The following is a 20,160-nucleotide window of genomic DNA, read 5'->3' as shown; positions in this document are numbered from 1 at the left end:
TCTTAGATGAAAAAGTACAAGTTCGCAATTAAATAGCTAGTTAGCTAAAACGAACAATAATAAATTAGCTGCGCGTTTTAGCTGCTTATCAAATATTCTTTAATTTAGTTAATTCTACATTTTTCATGTCTATATCTGGTACTTCAACTAAATCTTGATACATAAATGCAGGCAAACCAATTTCACCTTGACCATGAACCCAAATAAAGAGCTCCAAACCTGTAATTGTTGGTTGTATAACAAAAGCAAACTGATCAACTTCGATGTTTTTCTTTTTTAAATCTTCTGGGTTTTGCAAAGCAAAACTTTCACCGATTAAATCTGCTTTAGCTAAACCAGATAATGAGTGAGCAATGAAAGGCATTTCATTTTGCTTAGAATTTGATTTAAATGTTTCTTCATAACATTTGATTGGTGCCACTATAGTTAATTTATCTCTATCAATATTGGAGTTTAAATTCAGGTCCATACCCTTTGAGTTGTACCACATCAGGTAGTAAAAAAAATAATGGCACCTTAATTGATAACTAGACATCGACTTTACAATTTGAGAATAATAAACGCCTCTATCATCAATACCATCTTCGGTTCTAGCTGATGCTAATACACCACCAAAATACTCAGCAAGAAGTTCATCATCACTAAACCTCGCTTCATCGTAAACATGCTTCATCACCCTAGCGTTTACAGTACCTTCTTGATCAATTTTTGTTCCACATTTTTTTTCAGCCTTTTTAAATACTGAGACTATATTTCTTTGGCTTTTCTCAACGAGAGTCTTCATTTCACCACCGAGGTACTCAGCAGTCAGATATAACAGTTTTGAAACCCCATCCTTTGAAAGGTATGCTACTACAGCTGCACCACCTAATGTTGCGATTGGTTCTGGCAAAATTTTTCCTTAGTAAAGCTTCAATAAGAGGTAAATGGTGTTCATTTAATCATCAACGAAAACTAGCAGTAGTTTACCATTTCGTATACTGCTTATTACTATAATACAATGATATTTAGCATATTTCATGCTTAAAGAGGGCTAAACATGACAGCCTGAACAGTCGACAAACAACCAACTTCAAACTAGTTTTAAGACGCTGATTTCAAATAAAATATAACGCCTTGCTAAGGTGTGAGTAACGCAATACAAAAGCTACCGCACAGCGCCTTAATCACCATAAGCCACCGCATAGTGAAAATGCCACGCGTTACGAATCACTCTTAAGCAATTTGTTAGTACATGCGCTACTTCTATTTATGCGCTCCAAGATATTGAAAATTGAGGTGATATGAAAGGCTTTGAACACTGAAGTGAGACGGGCAGCTACAAAACTTTACCCCATTGAAAGACGAAAGTTGGCTAGAAGAAAAACGCACTGAACAACCCTACTTTCACTTGCTTCAAATTAGAAAAGGATTCGGTCCTCGTACTTCAACAACCACAACAAAAGTAATCAAGGTTCTCTCAAAAGCCACCACGAAAATGAAGACGCGCCAAAGAAATAGGCTAAGAGTTAGAAGCCGTAAACGGTGAAATCAAAGCGAAAACTCCGCATATAGTGCCACCGGATAGAACGTGAAAGGCACTTACTGAAAGGTGTAAATACGAGCGCCAAAACAGATAAACACCAAAACTTATGACCTTTGATGTCAAACCCGTACTAACGCCGCATTAAGGTGTGAGCGACGCTTGGCTATACTTGAGCGAAGCGAAAATGCCAAGCATTGCGAATCACTCTTAAATGCTTTGTTAAGCGATATTTACGTTGAACGCATCAATTTGGTCACAATACCATGGAATTACTTTTTTACGAGAAATAGAAGCTCCCCCCAAATTCATGTATTGCAAGTCCGTACTTTGTTTTTCTTTTTGGTATTCTTCATCATTATAGAGGAAGAACTTAAAGCAAGTAGTAAAATACTCAGGGTAAACATCACGGTAGTAATCTTTCGATATGTTTTGAATAGAGAATTCCTCTTCAAACTCATTATAAGTATATTTACCATCTTTCAACATTTTGAAAGACATTGTTGACTTAACCTTTATAATTGAAAGAAAACAAATTACAGGCAAGTAATTGATGGTATTCTCACTTACTGATGCATAATATATAGCTAAGTTAGTATACGCCCTTTCCATATCACGCAGTGTTAGATTATAGTACTCAGCATAGCATGCGAAAATTCGACATATATCATCTTCATTTTTAGTTAACCAATCAGGAAAGTCTAAAGCGCGATACAAGTAAGATGAGTACTGGAGATAATCATTAGTTTGATTATAGCCATGACGTCTCGGTAAACTAGCCTCTAAATGTATGAATTTTTTCAGGTAAGTGGCAGCATCTATTTCTCCGTAAACGCTACGAATTGACTCTTGAAGCTGTTTTTTATTAATTGTTAACACGAAAACTACATTTTTAGCTGAAAACAAATGTTTAATTTTTTCGATGGTCTCTACGGCATAACTAGGACGACAACGATCTAATTCATCAACAATAATTAGCAAAGGGAATCCCTGAGCATTTCTAATTTTCGTACCCAGTTCTTCGATATTTTTGTTGAATACCTCAATTGAGTTTTTATCGACTTCATGATTATTCAAACGGTCTAAAATAACATTAGAAACTAGATCACCACTATCTTTTGAGATGTCCTTTGCTACATCTTGTAACTCCTCAATATCAGAGTCCTTTATAGCGCCCAAAGTTGCAGTCTTTACTGCGACTTTTGCCGTCCAACCCACAAGTCTTTTACCTACATTAACCGCTTTACTTTTTAGTTGCCCCTTTGAGCTGATTATCTCATCATTTTCCGAAAACTCTGTATCCGTAAATGAAAATACTTCTCCAGCAATATCTAGGAAAGGATCGTTGCTATAGTCATTTTTAAATGCGTCAAAGCAAACTGTTTTTATGCCTTGATTTTTTAGATGGAGACGCCACATTCTTATAAAAGTACTTTTTCCTTCTCCCCAATTAGCATCTAGCGATATAACTAAGTTATCTTCAACATTTCGAATAAGATTGGTTAATTTTTCCGCAAATCTCTCTCTTTCAAAAAGATCACTAGAGAACGGAGAGTCCTCATTAATTTCTAGCTCTGGAACTATAAGTTTCATATAAATCCTCTTTATCGCTTAACGCCGCATTAAGGTGTGAGCAACGCAACCAAGAAACTCAACCATACCACCGTAAACACAAGACTCAACGATGGAATGAAAAATGCCATGCGTTGGGAATCACTCTTTAATGCTTTGTTATGTTGAAACTTAACCTTTCCCCCCAAACCATTTTCATTCGTTTTAAAAGGTAGACAGGGATGAACTCTTTTTCCCTTGGAACCTGTGAACCAGTCGGAATATCACCTTTAAAAACAACAGGGTTTTCATGTTGTTCAATCTTAAATATTTCAAATAGATCGTCTAGATATGAATCGCAACGTGATAGCTCTTCTATATGACTATCTAATACACCTTTATAAACGTCATCTACACATTTCAGATATTTTACCGATACTTCTATAACATCAATGTTCTCTACCGTTAAGGACTTCAGTTCTGCGCGCATTTCACTACGCCATTCAAAACTACCTTTGAGTAGGCTAGACTTGTTTACAAAAACATTTAAGCCCTTCAGTGATTCGGAGTCCATAGAAAGAACAACTTCAGACAAAGGAAGACCGTAGTGCTGTGTATAGTTTCTGAGATCATACCCGAACCTATATTCAAACGTATCTTCATGAAGTTGTTGGCGTGATGTGTTCCATTGTTTAAAAGATTCACTATTTTTAGAGTGGACTCTCTTCATATGTTGCTCACACATATTTACGCAAGCCGTATACGATACAACGCAATTAGTGATTAACTGGGACAATTTTACGAATGAATCTTGTACTTCATCTGTTAGAAGGTGTAATTCAGTCGATACAGAGAGTTGTTTCTTATGACTTTCTACATACTTATTCAATGATGCAAAGTTTTCGTGACAACATCTCCACGCAAGATCTAAATCTTGTAAGAGCCAGATAATACTAGTTTTGTCTCGCATCTCTTTATACCAAGAGCTTGATAAAAGCTTGTGCTCTATCATGAAACTTGTAGCCTTAGGTTCGCTAGATGAAAGCGAGCCTATCCGATATTTAGTTTGATTCAAATTTTCCTCCTTCAACATAACGCCGCATTAAGGTGTGAACGACGCTTGGCTATACTTGAGCGAAGCGAAACTGCCAAGCGTTGCGAATCACTCTTAAATGCTTTGTTATAAATCAGCTAGCTTAAGACCTGAACGCTCAATGTACTCATCAACAGTACCAGTTACATCATGAATTTTTGCAATGCTATATTCATAGCGCTGAATCTTACCTGTATCAATACATGGAGGAGGTATGATTGCCCTTGCTCCATCGACAGAAACTAACAATATCCTATCGATAAATGCTCCGTCATAATAGAGTTCATACCAGTACCCTACAGCTTTGGAATTAGGGTGGCAATTTGCCCATGTCTCTCTAAAATCGTCATTTTGAATACCATCTTCAGTGTATTTTGCACGCACCCTCAATCTTGGATCTTCTTTTAGGAATCTCTCACTTGCCCAATCAAGACTTATTCCATGCCAATCATTTTTATAATCCGTTGTGGGAATAAAAGTGAGTATTTCTTCAAATGACATATCCCGAACGGGCTTACGGTCAGGATAGAAATATTCGGCGATTGAGGGAAGCGCAAAAAATAACGAACTTAGTAATCCCAAGAAAAATGCAATAGGCTCAACTTCCTGACCACTGATCCAGATCAATCCAAATATTAAAGCCAATGTAAAAAACACTCCCCCAAACACTTTCAATGGATGAGTGTACTTTTTTATCCAAAGGCAGATTTTCTTAAAATATTGCTCCATAGTCCCTCTGATTTATAACGCCCTGTTAAGGGGTGAGCAACGCAATGCCGAAGTCGCGGCATACCACCTTAAACACTAAAACCAACGCATAGTGAAAATGCCACGCGTTGCGAATCCCTCTTGAACAGTTTGTTATGTGCGTGCTTAACCTGAACAACTGTACTCTCAGAACAGCTAATCGATATAAGAGGCGACCGCAACTGCACCAAAATAGAGTTCAAGAGCGAAGTAAAAAAGTACACTTTTAGAGACTTTCTTCTTTAAAAGCACTTTAACCATAAGAAGTGTGACAATGATGTATACGATGGCAACTAACATTCTATCCCTGCATGTAGCTTGAGCCTAACCGACAACATTTAGTAACCCGAACAATCAAGATGCTGGAAATGCAAAAAAGATATACAAGACTGCACCAAATACCGAGCCAGCCATGAACAAACCCAACTTTATTGCAGTACTTTTATTCGATTCCTTTTTGGACATAGTAATTCCTTTTACTAATTTAAAATGACTTTCATGCACATCTATAAGTCATCAACACCAAAGCACATAACGCCAAATTAAGGTGTGAACAACGCTATCACCTTAGCTAAACCATTGTGCCATAAACACAAAACTTACTTGAAGTAAGGGCGCCAAGCGTTGTGAATCACTCTTAAATTTATTGTTAGCTTTATGCCAACGAGTTAAACCAAATCTCACTTGTTGGGCATAATATCGTCACATCACCAGTTTCATGGTGCCATCTATAAACAATATCCTTTAACTGACAAGCATTCTCTTGCTCAGGAACTAGAATGGCTAAATCACCTACCCCATTAGAGGCAATAGCGACTGCTGTACATGGGAAACCAACCCATTCGTTAGCAGATTTAGTTTCAACTAATATATTATTTGCAGTCCGAGTAACCCGTTTTCTATTTGATTTGTCAAAAACAGGAAAAAGTTGCCATACGTCTGAACTGGTAACAACTTCACCACCATTTGAACATAACAACCCATTTTTATAATTCGCAGGGAGCTGCAATCCTAACTCCGACTCGAACTCAACGATGAACTTTTCATCAATTGGAAATGTCATAATACTCCCTATAAAGCTAACGCCCAATTAAGGTGTGAGGCACGCAATACGATGCTCCCGCATACCACCTTAATCACTAAAACCAACGCATAGTAAAAATGCCACGCGTGCCGAATCACTCTTAAATTGTTTGTTAGTTGCCCATCTCAAAGCCTAGTGCTAACATTTGTACACACACCAACAAAGGAATACATCATGGACACTAGAATTCAATTTCGTGTTGATGAAGAAACAAAACGCCTAGCTCAACAAATGGCTGAGAGCCAAGGTCGAACTTTAAGTGATGCTTGCCGTGAACTTACTGAGCAACTCGCGGAACAACAAAGAAAAACATTATCTCACGATGCATGGCTAACTGAACAAGTAAACCTAGCATTTGAGAAGTTTGACTCAGGAAAATCCGTTTTCGTTGAGCACCAAACTGCTAAGTCTCGAATGGAAGAGCGCAAAGCCAGAATCCGTAATCGAGGTAAGCAATGATTTTATGGGAAGAAGAGTCACTTAATGATCGTGAAAAGATCTTCGAGTTTCTCTATGACTTCAACCCTGATGCGGCAGAAAAAACTGACAACCTCATTGAAGCAAAAGTAGAAAACTTGCTTGAACAACCTTTAATGGGTGTACAACGAGATGGCATCCGCGGACGATTGCTCATTATTCCTGAGATTTCGATGATTGTCTCTTATTGGGTCGAGGGTGATATCATCAGAGTTATGCGTGTACTCCACCAGAAACAAAAATTCCCTATGGATTGAGCGCTTCCTCTGGGGAACTAACGCCCTGTTAAGGTGTGAGCAACGCAATGCCAAAGCTCCCGCATGCCACCTTAATCACTTAAACCAACGCATAGTAAAAATGCCACGCGTTGCGAATCACTCTTAAACAGTTTGTTAAGTTTATTTGATTTCTTCCATTTTAATAAAGTGTACATTGCTCTCGGAAAGCCCCAACTCCATTGCAGCTTGAGATAAGCTAATTTTGTCTTCTAGCTTATAAAAACTAATATACCAGTTTGTATCAAATTTAACCTGACTAGCAATTACTCTGAAATACTCAAGGTCCACAGATGACATTGAGTGTCCAAGTATATAAATATTTCTTAAACCCGATAGACTAGCGAAAAATCGCTCATTTTTTCTTAGAACACTGTTTGTGGATTTATAAGTATGGCTAAAGTATTCATCTACGACTTGATAGCCAGAAGCAATTCGAGTGTCTGTATTTTCATCTATGTAAGTTGTTAGCTGTGTTCTATCTTCGGGAGCCCATCCATGCCCAAGGACAATCTCGTTGGCTGGCTCATCAATTGAACCATGTATGTGTAACACATTTGATTTGGGAATGTTATACAATTCCGTCAACGTTTGTGTATAGTTAAACGTTAGAAAACGAGCATGTAATTTCAAATTTAGAAGCGTTGGGTTATTAGGTACATCAACCGTATTTATCCACTCGCAAAAACATTCATATAGCTCAGATGACAATGCTTCTACATTTTTGGTAAGTTCATATTGGTAGTCATGATGTCCTGACTCACTCCAGTCATCATCACCATATGATGGTAAATAATTCGATGCATCATCTTCTAAGAGGTCAACATCCAAGTTACCTAATGCTTCTTCAAAATCTGACCACTTTTCATCGATACTTAAAAATTTTTCAACAGTATCAAAAACAAGTCCATGCTTTCTCTGCAAGTACAACTTAAAGCTTTCGTAGCTCGTTTGCATTCCATGATGGAGGTCAAAGCCATTTCCAATAATATATAAAGTATCAGGCACCGCTATCTCCCAAAAAAATAAACTTAACGCCCTGTTAAGGTGTGAGCAACGCAATACCGATGCTTCCGCATACCACCTTAAACACTAAAAGCAACGCATAGTAAAAATGCCACGCGTTGCGAATCACTCTTAAACAGTTTGTTAGTTTTATTGCTGGCGGCTCAGTAACAAGCTTGCTCCAGACATAGCCAAAAAAGTTGCACAACCTCTATTGAAGCGCTTTGCCATTTTCGGCTTCGTAAACCATTGCCTTAAGTAAATTCCAAATATCGCATAAATCGATATTGCACCCATTTCTAAAATGAGGAACGTAGCCCCTAAAGCAAAGAACTGTTCATTTACACTCGCTGAAACATCGACGAACTGTGGTAGAAAGGCGGTAAAGATTAAGATCGCCTTTGGATTACCGGCGGCTAGCAAAAATTCTTGTTTAGCCAAACCTAATCGGTTGCGAGTATTTTCTAGTTCAGAAACAGGACTTGCTTCCGAACGCCAAAGATTAAAGGCAATCCACAACAAGTAAGCCACGCCCACAATTTTAATCGTTAGAAATAGAGTCTCAGAAGCATAGAGCACGACTGCTAAGCCAGAAGCAGCCAAGGCAATCATTACAGCGAATGCAGCAATACGACCAAGCCCAGCAATAAAAGCGGACTTGAAACCGTAACAGCGAGCATTGTTCATGGACAATAGATTGTTTGGACCAGGAGTCATATTGAGCGCAAAACACGCAGGTATAAAGAACAATAACTTCCAGATTTCCACAATATTTCCTCCATAAAACTAACGCCCAATTAAGGTGTGAGGCACGCAATACCTGAGCCTCTGCATACCACCTTAAACACTAAAACCGACGCATAGTAAAAATGCCACGCGTGCCGAATCACTCTTAAATTGTTTGTTAACCCTATATTTACTACCAAGCGACAAAGTCAGAAATATTATCCATGCGCTCAACCACTACTGACCGACCTAAGCAATTAGCCCAATAAGTTTCACGTTGAACCTGCTCACCAGCTCCTGACCACTCCACAACCCGCAAAGGTGTAACTTTTAGGTATGGCTTCAATAGCATATTCAAATGTGTATCAAATCCTGAATAACCAAATAGAATAATCTCTTCTGCTTCAGATAACGCAAACTGCAAATAGTCCCAATATGTAGAAAGCGCATGAGAAGCAGCGATCACTGACGGCTTATGTTTTACGTGTGTCAATACTATATGTCTACTTGGAATATTTAGTTGTAAGTTAAGGCTGTCTCGAGATAACTTAACAATGCTTCCCTCATAATCCATAAATAAAGGCGAACCATGAAGATGTAGGTAGTAACCAAAGTTATTATCATACTTTCGCTCTAAAGCATCAGCAGAAAAACCACGATTAAGCATTCCGTCGATAAGGCTACCGTAATAACCATCTACGAGATCATTATCGATAAACGAATTATATAGAAGTTTATCGTAATTCAATGTTGCGACATGCGATTTAGTTTGTTGAATGAAATCAACTAAAGCAGTCTCAAAAGCATGAGGTAAGGAGCCATCAAAATTGTGAAGCTTCGTTGCCACCTTATGTATATATGTTGCAGTAATTTCAGGAAATGATTGTCCATCTTCCGTGAGCCAATGAATATCACCATCACCGATTCGGTTTAGAGATTTGCAATGCGTGACTGCTTGATGAAGTAAGTCAAGTTCATCTTCACCTTCTGGAGCTCCTGCCCGCCCAAGACAGCGTTCTATTAATTGTTGCTGCTCCAATGTTAAAAAATCAGGCTTGTCCCAAATATCTTTAAGAGCAGCTTTCAACGAAAAGTGCTGCGCGTCTAACGCCATACCCAAACCATTGCCAAAAATGATTAGCTTTCTAGTCATAATTTCACCATTGAATCGAGATACATTTTGTTTTCCTAAGGGTAATTTACAGTCAAAATTCATTTTAGACGTATGATAAAAACCGCTACTACAACTAACAGCACAATTTACCTGTCCTTGAAGAACACGAAATGTATCATTGCTATTCAAGCGATTTTTGTCATAGGTATAGATGAAAATTTCAGTAGCACACCTTAGCATGTCAAGAAATATATTAGGTTTGAATATGTCTAATATGTCAACAGTAAGAGCAGAAAAATCGACATGTAAATAATATTGACTTAGTACGTAACCTTTTTCCAACATAACACTATTAGCTTGATCAAATACACCTAGGAGGAATTCATCCTCTAAGTTAGTACCTTCATATTTATATTCGAATATCCGATTGGCATTAGCCATATCCCAACTATCATATGTTAAAAAATCAATACTAATACAGTTTATTTCTATATTTATAAAATATTCAACATTGCTTTTGTGACGATGTATCTCTTTGAGTACAGAAGATCGATTGGTATTTATGGTTCCATTAACCACTTGAGTGACGCTATCGTTCATTAATCTACCGTTATTTTTCCTACTATCCACTGTTACATAAATCTCTAATATAGGGTTAACGCCGCGTTAAGTGGTGAGCAACGCTACCACCTTACCTAAACCATTGTGCCGTAAACACTAAATTCAAAGCAAACCGAAAATGCCAAGCGTTGGGAATCCGTCTTAAACGCTTTGTTATGTTTTTTCTCTACTCGCTATCGGTTTTCCAAAAACATTGTCAAAAGCTAGCTCTGCTTGAACACGAACTTCTTGCGAACTTTCTCGCATATTATGAACAAGAACATACCAATTATTTTCATGGTAATCCTCATGAATATTTAGGCCACTTTCACCATTTCCAATTTTCAAACAAGCGGGCCAATATTGTTCATGAAAATCCTTTCCTGAATTTTCTGGTTTTTCAAGATAAACTGACTTTCTTTTTTCATAATCTGACTTGTAATGTTTATTAAACAAATGACTTTGAATACGCCTCTTAACCTTGCCGCACTCACCACGGTATATGGCAAAAATTGAATCTAAATGTTTCAGAGCACAGTTATTATCACCAACATTCAGGTCAGTAAAAATTATATAAAAACCCTCTGTAGCATGAATCTTATCTAGATCCTTTGGAGTCTCTAGCTTATTAATTGATATTTTTAGCTCTTTAGGGAGGTCATTTGGAACTTTATTCTCTTTATAGATATTAGAAAATACAGACTCAAACTCTCCTCGAACTTCATTATTTGCGACTTTTACAGCATCTAATATTTTTTGCTTCATCTCTATGACGTTGTACAAAATCACCTCCGAAAACGTAACGCCCTGTTAAGGGGTGAGCAACGCAATACCGATGCCGCGGCATACCACCTTAAACACTAAAACCAACGCATAGTGAAAATGCCAAGCGTTGCGAATCCCTCTTGAACAGTTTGTTAGGCGATTGCTTTCGTTAGCAAAGAAACTAGTTCACCCGAAACATACTCATCGAAACCTACCTCATAAAACTTAACTGACTGACATATGCTTTTATAGTTGGATCGGATTGCATCGTTCATGAACGGATCTACGACATGAATTTCAGTTTCTGGACGCAGGTTTTTCTTAAACAAGGCTTTTATATGAACATCCGCTTCAGGGAAAGAATTGCCAACAAAGACTATTTTCTTTGCTTTTCTAACTTCAATTTCAGCCTCATCTAATAACTTATTTATTGCTGGATGCGAAAGGTCTTTAATATGAGAAGGAGGGACAATAAAAGTTTGAAACGCACTTTGGTCTAAAGGACATTTTAAGTCATATTCAATTGTTTCTGGTTGACCACAGCAAGCACCTATAACTCCTTTAAAACCCATGGATTCCAAGTCTATTTTCGTATCCCACGCTGTCAACAACACCTGATTACAACAATTACAATACTTCCAGTTTAAAGAGCCATGGGCTTTAATTAATTTAATAGAGAATGGGGTTTCTTCTTTCCAAACAGTCACAGGTTTACGCGGGTTATCCCACCAATGAAACGCATCAATACTTTCATAGTGGTGATAATTCATAAACTCTAAGCAGTAATCAATGTAACCCCCTCTGGAATATAAGAATTCGAAAGATTCATCAAGCAGTGTGTCGTAGTTCATCGTAACTACAGAAATATTTTTGTTATGCTCTGCGATGGTAGACCAAAATTTACGATATGACCCATTCATCGATGATGTAGGTTGGGCGATAACATGATGAATTAACTTTAATAAGGATTCCTTAATTGAGGATATCTTCGAAGTATTATACATACCTCCTAGGCTTTCGTTTTTCCCTATGAAATAGTCTAGATACCCAAATACTGACTCCAAACTTGGATATTCAGCACTCGATAAGTCAAAATTGCGAGACAAACTCTCTTACTTCGCACGCCGCTCCAGAGTTAATTAATGTCTGATCTTCAGATTCAAAGATTAGCTTAAGGATATCCCGTTGCAATGGAGCACCCTCAGCAATCGATGCTCCAGCACCAAATACAAAGAGTACATCTCGACAAGATTCCACATGAATAAAACTTTCCGTAGACAATGTTACATTCTCCTAATCGCCTAACGCCGCATTAAGGTGTGAGCAACGCTACCACGAAACTTAACGTAACCACCGTAAACACAAAACCCAACGACAGAGTGAAAAATGCCAAGCGTTGGGAATCACTCTTAAATGCTTTGTTATGTTTTTAAATCACACTGTTCATAATATGCTTGCTGACGCTTTCTAGCCCTGGATATATAGACATTCTATGAATCCCCATATCAGCTAACTGCTCCCTCAATTTTCGCTTGTGCTCAGCTGGGACTCTTATTGTCCTGAGAGACCTCAAGCTGTTAGCACTAAAGCTTTTAGTATCTTTCAAATCGTCGAGAGGGGCGATCGTTTGAGGGTATGGAAAAACTGTAAAGCATGCATCTTGAGCAATAATCCGCTCGTTTGTGTGTTTTGGGAAATAGAACTCCAAATATCGGAATTCCTCAATTGACTCACTCTCCCATCGAACACTATCAGGCTGTATCACGTATACGGCAGCATCTTTTTCATCGTATGCGGGATTTTCGACAGCAAAATACAAAGCTTTTAGGGGACTAGTACTCCAATCTAAAAGAGGTGTTGAAAGACCATAGTGTTGAGCCTCAACAAGCCATTCAAGCCTAGTTGAAGGTTTTGTATCTATATATGGCTCCGATAACCTTTTGAACTGAGTCAGAATACTATATTCAAAACTCTCCCAACTAGAGTGTATAACTTTATTATTCATCACATCGTGCAAGCGCCCAATTGAAGGAGTTAAAGCCCAATCAATATCTGATTGTCCTCTATACATTGGAAAAAATTGTTCTTGACCACAATCTTCTATAAATTTTGACAGTTCTCGCATACTACTCCTGAAACATAACGCCGCGTTAAGTGGTGAGCAACGCCAACCACTCTACCTAAAGCATTGTGACATAAACACTTAACCCAAAGTAAGCCGAAAATACCAAGCGTTGGGAATCCGTCTTAAACGCTTTGTTAGCGATATTTTCCAGTTGCAACCGATTGCTTTACCTTCACCTCAGTTATACCTGCTTTTTTTAGTTTTTGTTCAACGTCAGTAATACTCAAAACACTCTTAGGTCCAATAATTACTTCTTCGATAGAACTAAAATTTTGATATGAAGTGTTCAATCTGTGGTAGTCAGCGTTCCCATAATTAGTACTTCTTTTCTCAATAAGGTATTTATCATCATGCCTTTCTTCTGTAGTGATTACAGCTCTAATTTCATCTTCTTCAATAAAAAAACTATCTTTATAACTAATTGATAAATGCATTAAATTGCGAGCCAATAACTGCCACTTTATAATTGAATCTGACTGAATATAATGTTCAACTATTGCCTTTGCATATTCACGCAAAATTGATTCGTTATAGTTGACTTTTATAAACTGAACCTTATTACTGATCGGCTCAAATCCATTTTCAGTAAACCGATTAAACAAATTGAATTGTTTAATTTTTTCCTCATTAAAGCCTATCGATACACCTTGTGCTTGGTCTGCATATTCTGACCATTGACTCTTTAAATCCCCATTTTTAGAGAAGCATCCAATAAGAATTTTAAACGTCTCGTTTAAATTCTCATTAGACATTTCATTCATTTTTGTGATATCTGATAGCCAAATTTCTTTAGTACAAAAAATTTTTTCCATTACAGGAACACTACAGTAGTGATAAATCATAACTTCTCCATATCGCTAACGCCGCGTTAAGTAGTGAGCAACGCCGCCACTGAACTTAACCATACCACCGTAAACACAAAACCCAACGATAGAATGAAAAATGCCAAGCGTTGGGAATCTGTCTTAAACGCTTTGTTATGCTCGTCTTCCAACTAGCTCCGAAATGTCTTGTTTGATTTCATCCGAAAGGCGTTCAAATTGTTCTTGTGTTACCAAGTTTTCTTCATACATAAGCATCAGTTGCATAAATGCCTTACTTCTAGAGTGACCATCAAAGATAAGCTTCATTTGCTTTTCAGATGCTTTGGAATACTGGCACATGAAATGAAATCTTTCCCCTGCTAACTCTGACTCGTCAGTAATAGTATCAATAACTTCCGTCAGTTGCCTTGTGCAATACAACTGAATAGCTTCCTTTTTGATTTCGCAAAAGACTTTCCAATCGGACTCTTTGATATTCATTTCAGCCTCCATAAAGTTCCATTTTCAGCATAGAGCATAACGCCCTGCTAAGGGGTGAGCAACGCAATACAAAAGCCGCTGCAAACCACCTTAATCACTAAAATCAACGCATAGTGAAAATGCCACGCGTTGCGAATCCCTCTTGAGCAGTTTGTTAGTCGCGAGGTACCGAGCGACAATTTTAAGCCGAACCAAGCTTTGCGAACAACAAACTTTATGTGCTTTGATGCACTTAAGCCAGGTGTAGTCTCAAAGCGGCTAGTCAATGAAACCACTTGGAACAAACAACGCCGCAGAAAACGGACTGACAACACCAAAAAGCGCTTTTGGAAAGCCAACCTCACAGTGCGGACTTTCAACAAAGTCACTGAAACCACGTGGAACTTACAACACCAGAGAAAACGTCCTTTCAGCAAGTAAATATGCTTTTAAACCAACAAACTCACCGAGCAGATTTGCAACCAAAAACAGATTTTCGATTGCCCCGCCCTATCACCACCAAAGAACGAAACAACCGCTTGGAAAATAGCAATACATTGACTTAGAACCGATGAAACTGAGCTTTGAACGTCGAAGATGGAACTATGAATCAAACAACCAGTAGCCAAGTTTTGAGCTTAGAAACATGATTTTGACTGCTAGCTTTTTCTGGCGACTAACGCCTTGTTAAGGTGTGAGGCACGCAATGCCGAAGCCTCCGCATACCACCTTAACCACTAAAACTAACGCATAGCAAAAATGCCACGCGTGCCGAATCACTCTTGAACAATTTGTTATGAGACATTTTTTCGCAATAGATTCTTTCTGTGTTTTTGATACTGCCTACTTTTAAAAATCCAATCACTGCCTGCGAGAAACACCGCGCCAATGACAGTAACTAAGTAAAGCTGGTACGAAATAAAAGGCGACAAGTTTAAGTAAAAGTCGTTTTGAACAAATGCAGTACCAAATACAAATGGTACACAGAAAGCTAATCCATGAGTAAGACAGTGCCTGAGAAAGCCTCCCTTTCGAATCTTTAGCCACTGAACCTGTTTTTTCCGTTCCATCTATTCCACTCTATTCTGCATTTTTAATGGTGGCTCATAACGCCTTGCTAAGGTGTGAGTAACGCAATACAAAAGCTACCGCACAGAGCCTTAATCACATAAGCCACCGCAAAGTAAAAATGCCACGCGTTACGAATCACTCTTAAGCAATTTGTTAGTACATGCGCTACTTCTATTTATGCGCTCAAAAATATTGAAAAGTGGCATAATATGAAAGGCTTTGAGCACTGAAGTGAGACAGGCAGCTACAAAACTTAAACTCGGTTAAGAAACGAAAGTTGGCTAGAAGAAAAACGTACTGAACTCCCCTACTTTTACTGACTTCAAATTAGAAAAGGATTCGACCCTCGCACTTCAACAGCAACACCAAAGAAAGACAATGCTGACTTAGTAAAAGCCACGAAAAAGAAGAAGCACCAAAGAAATAGGTTAAGAGTTAGAAACCGTAAACGGTGAAATCAAAGCAAACCCTCCGCATATAGTGCCACCGGAAAGAACGTGAAAGGTACAAACTAAAAGGTGTAAAGACGAGCGCAAAAACAGATAAACACCAAAACTTATGACCTTTGATGTCAAACCCGTACTAACGCCGCGTTAAGGTGTGAGTAACGCAATACCGAGGTCTCAGCATTGCGCCTTAAATGTAAAAGTTAACGCATAGCAAAAATGCCAAGCGTTACGAATCACTCTTAAACGCTTTGTTAGCCGCTACACTCTCCACGACCTCACTAGCTTCTCTAGAGAGTACACTTGTGAATATTTCTGTTACTCCCAAAATATCTGTTATAAATGCAATTTCAAACATAATCATTGATGTCGGAATGATGTAAGGCAAAGAATAAAGTACATACGCTTTGATTAAAGTAAAAACCCTTACAATTCCCGTCAAGTCGAAATCAGAGCGTGATTCTAAAATAGTAAAAAGGTAATCCGCACGTCGATGATTTTCTGGTTCAGTTGAAATTACATGATACTCAGCATGATATTTTTCTAAATCTACGCTTATCCCACCAGTTTCCAGCTCATTTATATCCCGTCTTAGCTTTCGAATCAGTTCTTTTAACTGAACCCCACACTCATCTAAAGATTCAGCGCGCAAATCATACTTAGCAGTACCATTTACTACAGAGTAAACGAGCACTGCAACAGCCAAAAATATCTGAATAATACTTAGTACAGAATTGCTATAAGGAAGCGGTAGTCCTGAACTCTGATAAAGAGGTATAAAAATCAAGCCAAGAGATAAAAACGTGGTGGTTAAAAAAGAATAACTACTGACACTTTTCAATCTGTCTGCAGCATTGAAACGACATTTACTCGTTACTCGCATGCTCTTTAACAGCTTTTTCTCCGGTTCTCGATCCGGAGTCTCTAACGGTTGCATAGAAAACAACCAGCGAAATGGCTTAACAATACAAAGTTTGAAAAATTCGTCTAACACACTGATAACCTTATTATATTTAGTATACGCGCATTATATCAGTGCAACTAAGTCTTGGAAATTATCTTGTACGGCTAACGCCCTGCTAAGGGGTGAGCAACGCAATACCAAAGCCGCCGCATACCACCTTAATCACCAAATTTAACGCATAGTAAAAATGCCACGCGTTGCGAATCCCTCTTGAGCAGTTTGTTAGTTTGCAAACCCAAGGAGTTGATTTTACGTTATTTTAAATTTTGAAAACAATAAGCTTTATGTGCTTTGATGCATTTAAGTCAGGCTTAGTCTCAAAGCGGCAACTCAATGAAACCACTTGGAACAAACAACGTGGCAGAAACCGAACTCACAACACCAAAAAACGCTTTTGGAAAACCAATCTCACAGTGCGGACTTTCAACAAAGCCGCTGAAACCACGTGAACTTTCCACACCAGAGAAAACGCCATTTCAGCGAGTAAATCGGCTTTTGTACCAACAAACTCAACGAGCAGAGTTTCAGCAAAAAAATTCGATTCAGTTAACCCCAAAGTCACTGTACCAAAGAACAAATCAACCGTTGAAACGATACCAATTTTGAATTTTCACCACACTAGTTAACACTGAAATTGAACGCCGAGATGACAATTTCAACTTTGAGCTTTTACCACTAGATCTTGCGATATAGCTGCGTTTTTCCTCTTGCAAACTAACGCCTTGCTAAGGTGTGAGTAACGCAATACAAAAGCTACCGCACAGCACCTTAATCACATAAGCCACCGCATAGTAAAAATGCCACGCGTTACGAATCACTCTTAAGCAATTTGTTAGTACATGCGCTACTTCTATTTATGCGCTCCAAGATATTGAAAAGTGGCATGATATGAAAGACTTTGAACACTGAAGTGAGACGGGTAGCTACAAAACTTTACCCCATTGAAAGACGAAAGTTGGCTAGAAGAAAAACGCACTGAACAACCCTGCTTTCACTTGCTTCAAATTTGAAAAGGATTCGGTCCTCGTACTTCAACAACCACACCAAAAATAATCAAGGTTCTCTCAAAAGCCACCACGAATATGAAGACGCGCCAAAGAAATAGGCTAAGAGTTAGAAGCCGTAAACGGTGAAATCAAAGCAAACACTCCGCATATAGTGCCACCGGAAAGAACGTGAAAGGTACAAGCTGAAAGGTGTAAAGATGAGCGCCAAAACAGATAAACACCAAAACTTATTGACCTTTGGTGTCAAACCCGTACTAACGCCGCATTAAGGTGTGAGCGACGCTTGGCTATACTTGAGCGAAGCGAAAATGCCAAGCGTTGCGAATCACTCTTAAATGCCTTGTTATGTTCACTTACCCTAAACCACCGAGAAACTTAGGTAACATTGCTAGATCTCGGATTTGATCGACTTCAGATTTGGTCAAGTTACGGCAGACATATGGAAATGCCTTTAACAAGATTTCTTTCTCTTGGTCAAATGCTTCGTCACTGTACTCAATAGTAGGGTCATTCAATTCGTTGCAAAAACCCATTACAGCTCTCAAGTAAAGAGTTGGCGTGAAATAATCTTTTAGATCTGCCCATGCATCTACATAACCATCAGTGAAGTATCGAGCAGAATGAGAGAGCTTATAGTCGCAATCGCCACCACAACAAACGTACTGATTTCTGATTTTCTTGATTGCTACGTCATTAACGGTTTCATATTTACTCCAAGAAACGACCCTACCAATACTTTCATAGCCAAGCTCTTCTCCGCAACTATGACACTTAAAAGGTTCAAAGTCTGAGAAGATTTGAGCTGGTTTCGGATTCTCATCAGCCCAAGACTTATATGAAATTGGGAAGTATCGTTTTGCTAATTCGAGGCAACTACTATTTTTGAGTAGTGTTTGCTCAATCTTTGACGAATCGAAAAACTGATGCTCAATTTCAGTAATACTTTCAACTTTAGCTACTAAACCAGATGAGGGTAATGTTGAATAAAAACCGATGAACCCGTCGCAACCGTGAGCACGTAGCGAGTCTAGTATTTCTGGCTCGTCAGTTTTAGACACAGATGAACCTGAATGAGCTTTATGCTTACAACTAACTAGCCAACGCACTTCGGTATCATTTGCTATACCTTTTCGGGTTTCAATCAGAAGTAGATCTTTGCCACCATCGGCACCTCTTCCGGGAGCTGATTCAATTTTATAGCCTAAGTTGTGGAAGAAATCCCGTGCAAAAAGCTCGAATTTGTCTTGTTCACCGCCACCCTTATGTGGCATGGGGATCTCTTTAAAATCTAATATTGCCATCCGTATTTCCTGCTTGTGAACATAACGCCCAATTAAGGTGTGAGCCACGCTACCACGGCACTTAACATGAACACCGTAAACACTAAACTAAACCCAAACCAAAAATGCCAAGCGTGGGGAATCACTCTTAAATTGTTTGTTATACCCGTGGTAATTATTACTTCGGACCCTTATTTCGATTTACCCTTTTCGCAATTGCTTGAAGTCGAGTACTTCGCTGTGAGTATATCTCTTCCAATAAGTGTTCCATTATTTCATAAGCATCCAGCACATCATTAGCACTTAACTCCGTCCCTTCGTGACTACCTGCATTTCCGAGCCACTTTACGGCAAACAACATATCTTTGTAAGCATCATATTTTTTTGGAAGAAGCTCTATTCTTTGATGTAAATTTAATCGAGTTCTCTTTTTACTCTTACCAATTTTAAAGCGTTTGACCTTTACAGCAGTCAACAATGCTTCTACAGCTGACCTTACTTGATTTGCACATGCGCCAGCATTAGTAAAATACAACTCAAAAGATTGCTCCAATGAGCCACTAACATCTTCGGGTGTACCTTCAGGTATTTTTATGATTTTTAAAGGTGGATAAAAACTCTTCGCTTTAAAATGTGGTGAGTATTCTTGCTTATCTTCACCATATTCATTTTCAACGATATCCCAATCTAAGAAACCAATACCACTACTTGATACGGGTTCACCGCATTGATCATTTTGACATTCAAATATACATGAATACACATATTCAACCCACTCAGCTTGCCATTCAGGATTTCTACGATCTCTTAATGACTCTGCTGTCTCGAAGAACGAAAATGTATCCTTTTTAATGCGTAACAAACCTTGTTCACAAGTTGGGCATCGCCAATTATGTTGTTTTTCAGGGTTAAATAGAGCCCTATATATCTTACGTTCCAATCAATATTTCCTCATAAGGGTATAACGCCCTGTTAAGGTGCGACAAACATAGCGTGCCATACTGTGAGCGAAGCGAAACCGGCAC

General features: G+C 38.5%; 19 protein-coding genes and 2 pseudogenes. 3 read left to right on the top strand and 18 right to left on the bottom strand.

Going from position 1 to position 20,160, the window contains the following annotated elements; genetic code table 11:
- Positions 1–88 precede the first annotated feature (88 nt).
- From ITG12_RS01470 to ITG12_RS01440, 6 genes and pseudogenes are all read right to left on the bottom strand, one after another.
- Positions 89–892: a hypothetical protein gene (locus ITG12_RS01470; protein WP_248873464.1), complete on the bottom strand. Its 804-nt coding sequence runs from the start codon at positions 890–892 to the stop codon at positions 89–91.
- A gap of 852 nt (positions 893–1,744) precedes the next feature.
- Positions 1,745–3,115, bottom strand: a complete 1,371-nt coding sequence (locus ITG12_RS01460; RefSeq protein ID WP_248873462.1) for a P-loop NTPase fold protein — start codon at positions 3,113–3,115, stop codon at positions 1,745–1,747.
- Positions 3,116–3,242: 127 nt separating this feature from the next.
- Positions 3,243–4,148 carry a hypothetical protein gene (locus tag ITG12_RS01455; RefSeq protein ID WP_248873460.1) on the bottom strand — a complete coding sequence of 302 codons (906 nt, stop codon included), beginning with the start codon at positions 4,146–4,148 and terminating at the stop codon, positions 3,243–3,245.
- Between the two features lie 105 nt (positions 4,149–4,253).
- Positions 4,254–4,895, bottom strand: a complete 642-nt coding sequence (locus tag ITG12_RS01450; protein WP_038882470.1) for a hypothetical protein — start codon at positions 4,893–4,895, stop codon at positions 4,254–4,256.
- 25 nt (positions 4,896–4,920) lie between these two features.
- Positions 4,921–5,074: pseudogene (locus ITG12_RS27775) on the bottom strand (DUF3265 domain-containing protein).
- Between the two features lie 494 nt (positions 5,075–5,568).
- Positions 5,569–5,976: an SMI1/KNR4 family protein gene (locus ITG12_RS01440; RefSeq protein WP_248873458.1), complete on the bottom strand. Its 408-nt coding sequence runs from the start codon at positions 5,974–5,976 to the stop codon at positions 5,569–5,571.
- A 195-nt stretch (positions 5,977–6,171) separates the two neighbouring features.
- On the opposite strand from ITG12_RS01440, the gene ITG12_RS01430 reads away from it, so the two are divergent.
- Both ITG12_RS01430 and ITG12_RS01425 read left to right on the top strand, forming a co-directional pair.
- Entirely contained in the window at positions 6,172–6,456 is a 285-nt protein-coding gene (locus tag ITG12_RS01430; RefSeq protein WP_005398409.1) for a type II toxin-antitoxin system RelB/DinJ family antitoxin, read from the top strand.
- Positions 6,453–6,731 carry a type II toxin-antitoxin system mRNA interferase toxin, RelE/StbE family gene (locus ITG12_RS01425; protein WP_031849398.1) on the top strand — a complete coding sequence of 93 codons (279 nt, stop codon included), beginning with the start codon at positions 6,453–6,455 and terminating at the stop codon, positions 6,729–6,731. Before ITG12_RS01430 ends, ITG12_RS01425 begins: the two co-directional genes overlap by 4 nt.
- Before the next feature lie 141 nt (positions 6,732–6,872).
- On the opposite strand, the gene ITG12_RS01415 is transcribed toward ITG12_RS01425, so the two are convergent.
- From ITG12_RS01415 to ITG12_RS01365, 9 genes and pseudogenes are all read right to left on the bottom strand, one after another.
- A complete protein-coding gene (locus tag ITG12_RS01415) occupies positions 6,873–7,757 on the bottom strand; it encodes a bacteriophage abortive infection AbiH family protein (protein WP_248873457.1) in 885 nt (294 codons plus the stop codon).
- A gap of 147 nt (positions 7,758–7,904) precedes the next feature.
- Positions 7,905–8,522: a LysE family translocator gene (locus ITG12_RS01405; protein WP_053051972.1), complete on the bottom strand. Its 618-nt coding sequence runs from the start codon at positions 8,520–8,522 to the stop codon at positions 7,905–7,907.
- Positions 8,523–8,673: 151 nt separating this feature from the next.
- The gene (locus ITG12_RS01395; protein WP_248873455.1) at positions 8,674–10,194 is read right to left on the bottom strand and encodes a hypothetical protein; all 1,521 of its coding nucleotides are present in this window, start codon (positions 10,192–10,194) and stop codon (positions 8,674–8,676) included.
- Positions 10,195–10,368: 174 nt separating this feature from the next.
- On the bottom strand, positions 10,369–10,977 hold the full coding sequence (locus ITG12_RS01390; RefSeq protein ID WP_248873453.1) for a hypothetical protein: 609 nt from the start codon (positions 10,975–10,977) through the stop codon (positions 10,369–10,371).
- Positions 10,978–11,004: 27 nt separating this feature from the next.
- Positions 11,005–11,107, bottom strand: a pseudogene (locus ITG12_RS01385) (DUF3265 domain-containing protein).
- Positions 11,108–11,111: 4 nt separating this feature from the next.
- The gene (locus ITG12_RS01380; protein WP_248873451.1) at positions 11,112–12,065 is read right to left on the bottom strand and encodes a hypothetical protein; all 954 of its coding nucleotides are present in this window, start codon (positions 12,063–12,065) and stop codon (positions 11,112–11,114) included.
- A gap of 323 nt (positions 12,066–12,388) precedes the next feature.
- Positions 12,389–13,084 (bottom strand): FRG domain-containing protein, encoded by a 696-nt coding sequence (locus ITG12_RS01375; RefSeq protein ID WP_122067397.1) that lies wholly within the window; start codon positions 13,082–13,084, stop codon positions 12,389–12,391.
- A gap of 134 nt (positions 13,085–13,218) precedes the next feature.
- Entirely contained in the window at positions 13,219–13,926 is a 708-nt protein-coding gene (locus ITG12_RS01370; RefSeq protein ID WP_248873450.1) for a DUF2971 domain-containing protein, read from the bottom strand.
- Positions 13,927–14,061: 135 nt separating this feature from the next.
- Positions 14,062–14,388: a hypothetical protein gene (locus tag ITG12_RS01365; RefSeq protein WP_104027280.1), complete on the bottom strand. Its 327-nt coding sequence runs from the start codon at positions 14,386–14,388 to the stop codon at positions 14,062–14,064.
- A gap of 265 nt (positions 14,389–14,653) precedes the next feature.
- Between ITG12_RS01365 and ITG12_RS01355 the strand changes: the two genes are divergently transcribed.
- Positions 14,654–14,917 carry a hypothetical protein gene (locus ITG12_RS01355; RefSeq protein WP_248873448.1) on the top strand — a complete coding sequence of 88 codons (264 nt, stop codon included), beginning with the start codon at positions 14,654–14,656 and terminating at the stop codon, positions 14,915–14,917.
- 1,196 nt (positions 14,918–16,113) lie between these two features.
- On the opposite strand, the gene ITG12_RS01340 is transcribed toward ITG12_RS01355, so the two are convergent.
- The 3 genes from ITG12_RS01340 to ITG12_RS01315 form a co-directional block, all read right to left on the bottom strand.
- Positions 16,114–16,878, bottom strand: a complete 765-nt coding sequence (locus tag ITG12_RS01340) for an SLATT domain-containing protein (RefSeq protein ID WP_248873446.1) — start codon at positions 16,876–16,878, stop codon at positions 16,114–16,116.
- Between the two features lie 1,330 nt (positions 16,879–18,208).
- Positions 18,209–19,156 (bottom strand): restriction endonuclease, encoded by a 948-nt coding sequence (locus ITG12_RS01325; protein WP_248873444.1) that lies wholly within the window; start codon positions 19,154–19,156, stop codon positions 18,209–18,211.
- A gap of 157 nt (positions 19,157–19,313) precedes the next feature.
- Positions 19,314–20,075: a DUF4145 domain-containing protein gene (locus tag ITG12_RS01315; protein ID WP_248873442.1), complete on the bottom strand. Its 762-nt coding sequence runs from the start codon at positions 20,073–20,075 to the stop codon at positions 19,314–19,316.
- Between the last annotated feature and the right edge of the window lie 85 nt (positions 20,076–20,160).

Source organism: Vibrio sp. ED002 (assembly GCF_023277445.1).
Lineage (GTDB): Bacteria > Pseudomonadota > Gammaproteobacteria > Enterobacterales > Vibrionaceae > Vibrio > Vibrio jasicida.
This window is presented reverse-complemented; position numbering and strand designations above follow the sequence as displayed.

Excerpts from the sequence above, each read along its gene's own strand:
- ITG12_RS01355 (WP_248873448.1), top strand. The coding sequence starts at position 14,654 with ATGAAACCACTTGGAACAAACAACGCCGCAGAAAACGGACTGACAACA.
- ITG12_RS01395 (WP_248873455.1), bottom strand. The coding sequence starts at position 10,194 with ATGAACGATAGCGTCACTCAAGTGGTTAATGGAACCATAAATACCAAT.
- ITG12_RS01325 (WP_248873444.1), bottom strand. The coding sequence starts at position 19,156 with ATGGCAATATTAGATTTTAAAGAGATCCCCATGCCACATAAGGGTGGC.
- ITG12_RS01440 (WP_248873458.1), bottom strand. The coding sequence starts at position 5,976 with ATGACATTTCCAATTGATGAAAAGTTCATCGTTGAGTTCGAGTCGGAG.
- ITG12_RS01430 (WP_005398409.1), top strand. The coding sequence starts at position 6,172 with ATGGACACTAGAATTCAATTTCGTGTTGATGAAGAAACAAAACGCCTA.
- ITG12_RS01425 (WP_031849398.1), top strand. The coding sequence starts at position 6,453 with ATGATTTTATGGGAAGAAGAGTCACTTAATGATCGTGAAAAGATCTTC.
- ITG12_RS01460 (WP_248873462.1), bottom strand. The coding sequence starts at position 3,115 with ATGAAACTTATAGTTCCAGAGCTAGAAATTAATGAGGACTCTCCGTTC.
- ITG12_RS01370 (WP_248873450.1), bottom strand. The coding sequence starts at position 13,926 with ATGATTTATCACTACTGTAGTGTTCCTGTAATGGAAAAAATTTTTTGT.
- ITG12_RS01375 (WP_122067397.1), bottom strand. The coding sequence starts at position 13,084 with ATGCGAGAACTGTCAAAATTTATAGAAGATTGTGGTCAAGAACAATTT.
- ITG12_RS01365 (WP_104027280.1), bottom strand. The coding sequence starts at position 14,388 with ATGAATATCAAAGAGTCCGATTGGAAAGTCTTTTGCGAAATCAAAAAG.
- ITG12_RS01450 (WP_038882470.1), bottom strand. The coding sequence starts at position 4,895 with ATGGAGCAATATTTTAAGAAAATCTGCCTTTGGATAAAAAAGTACACT.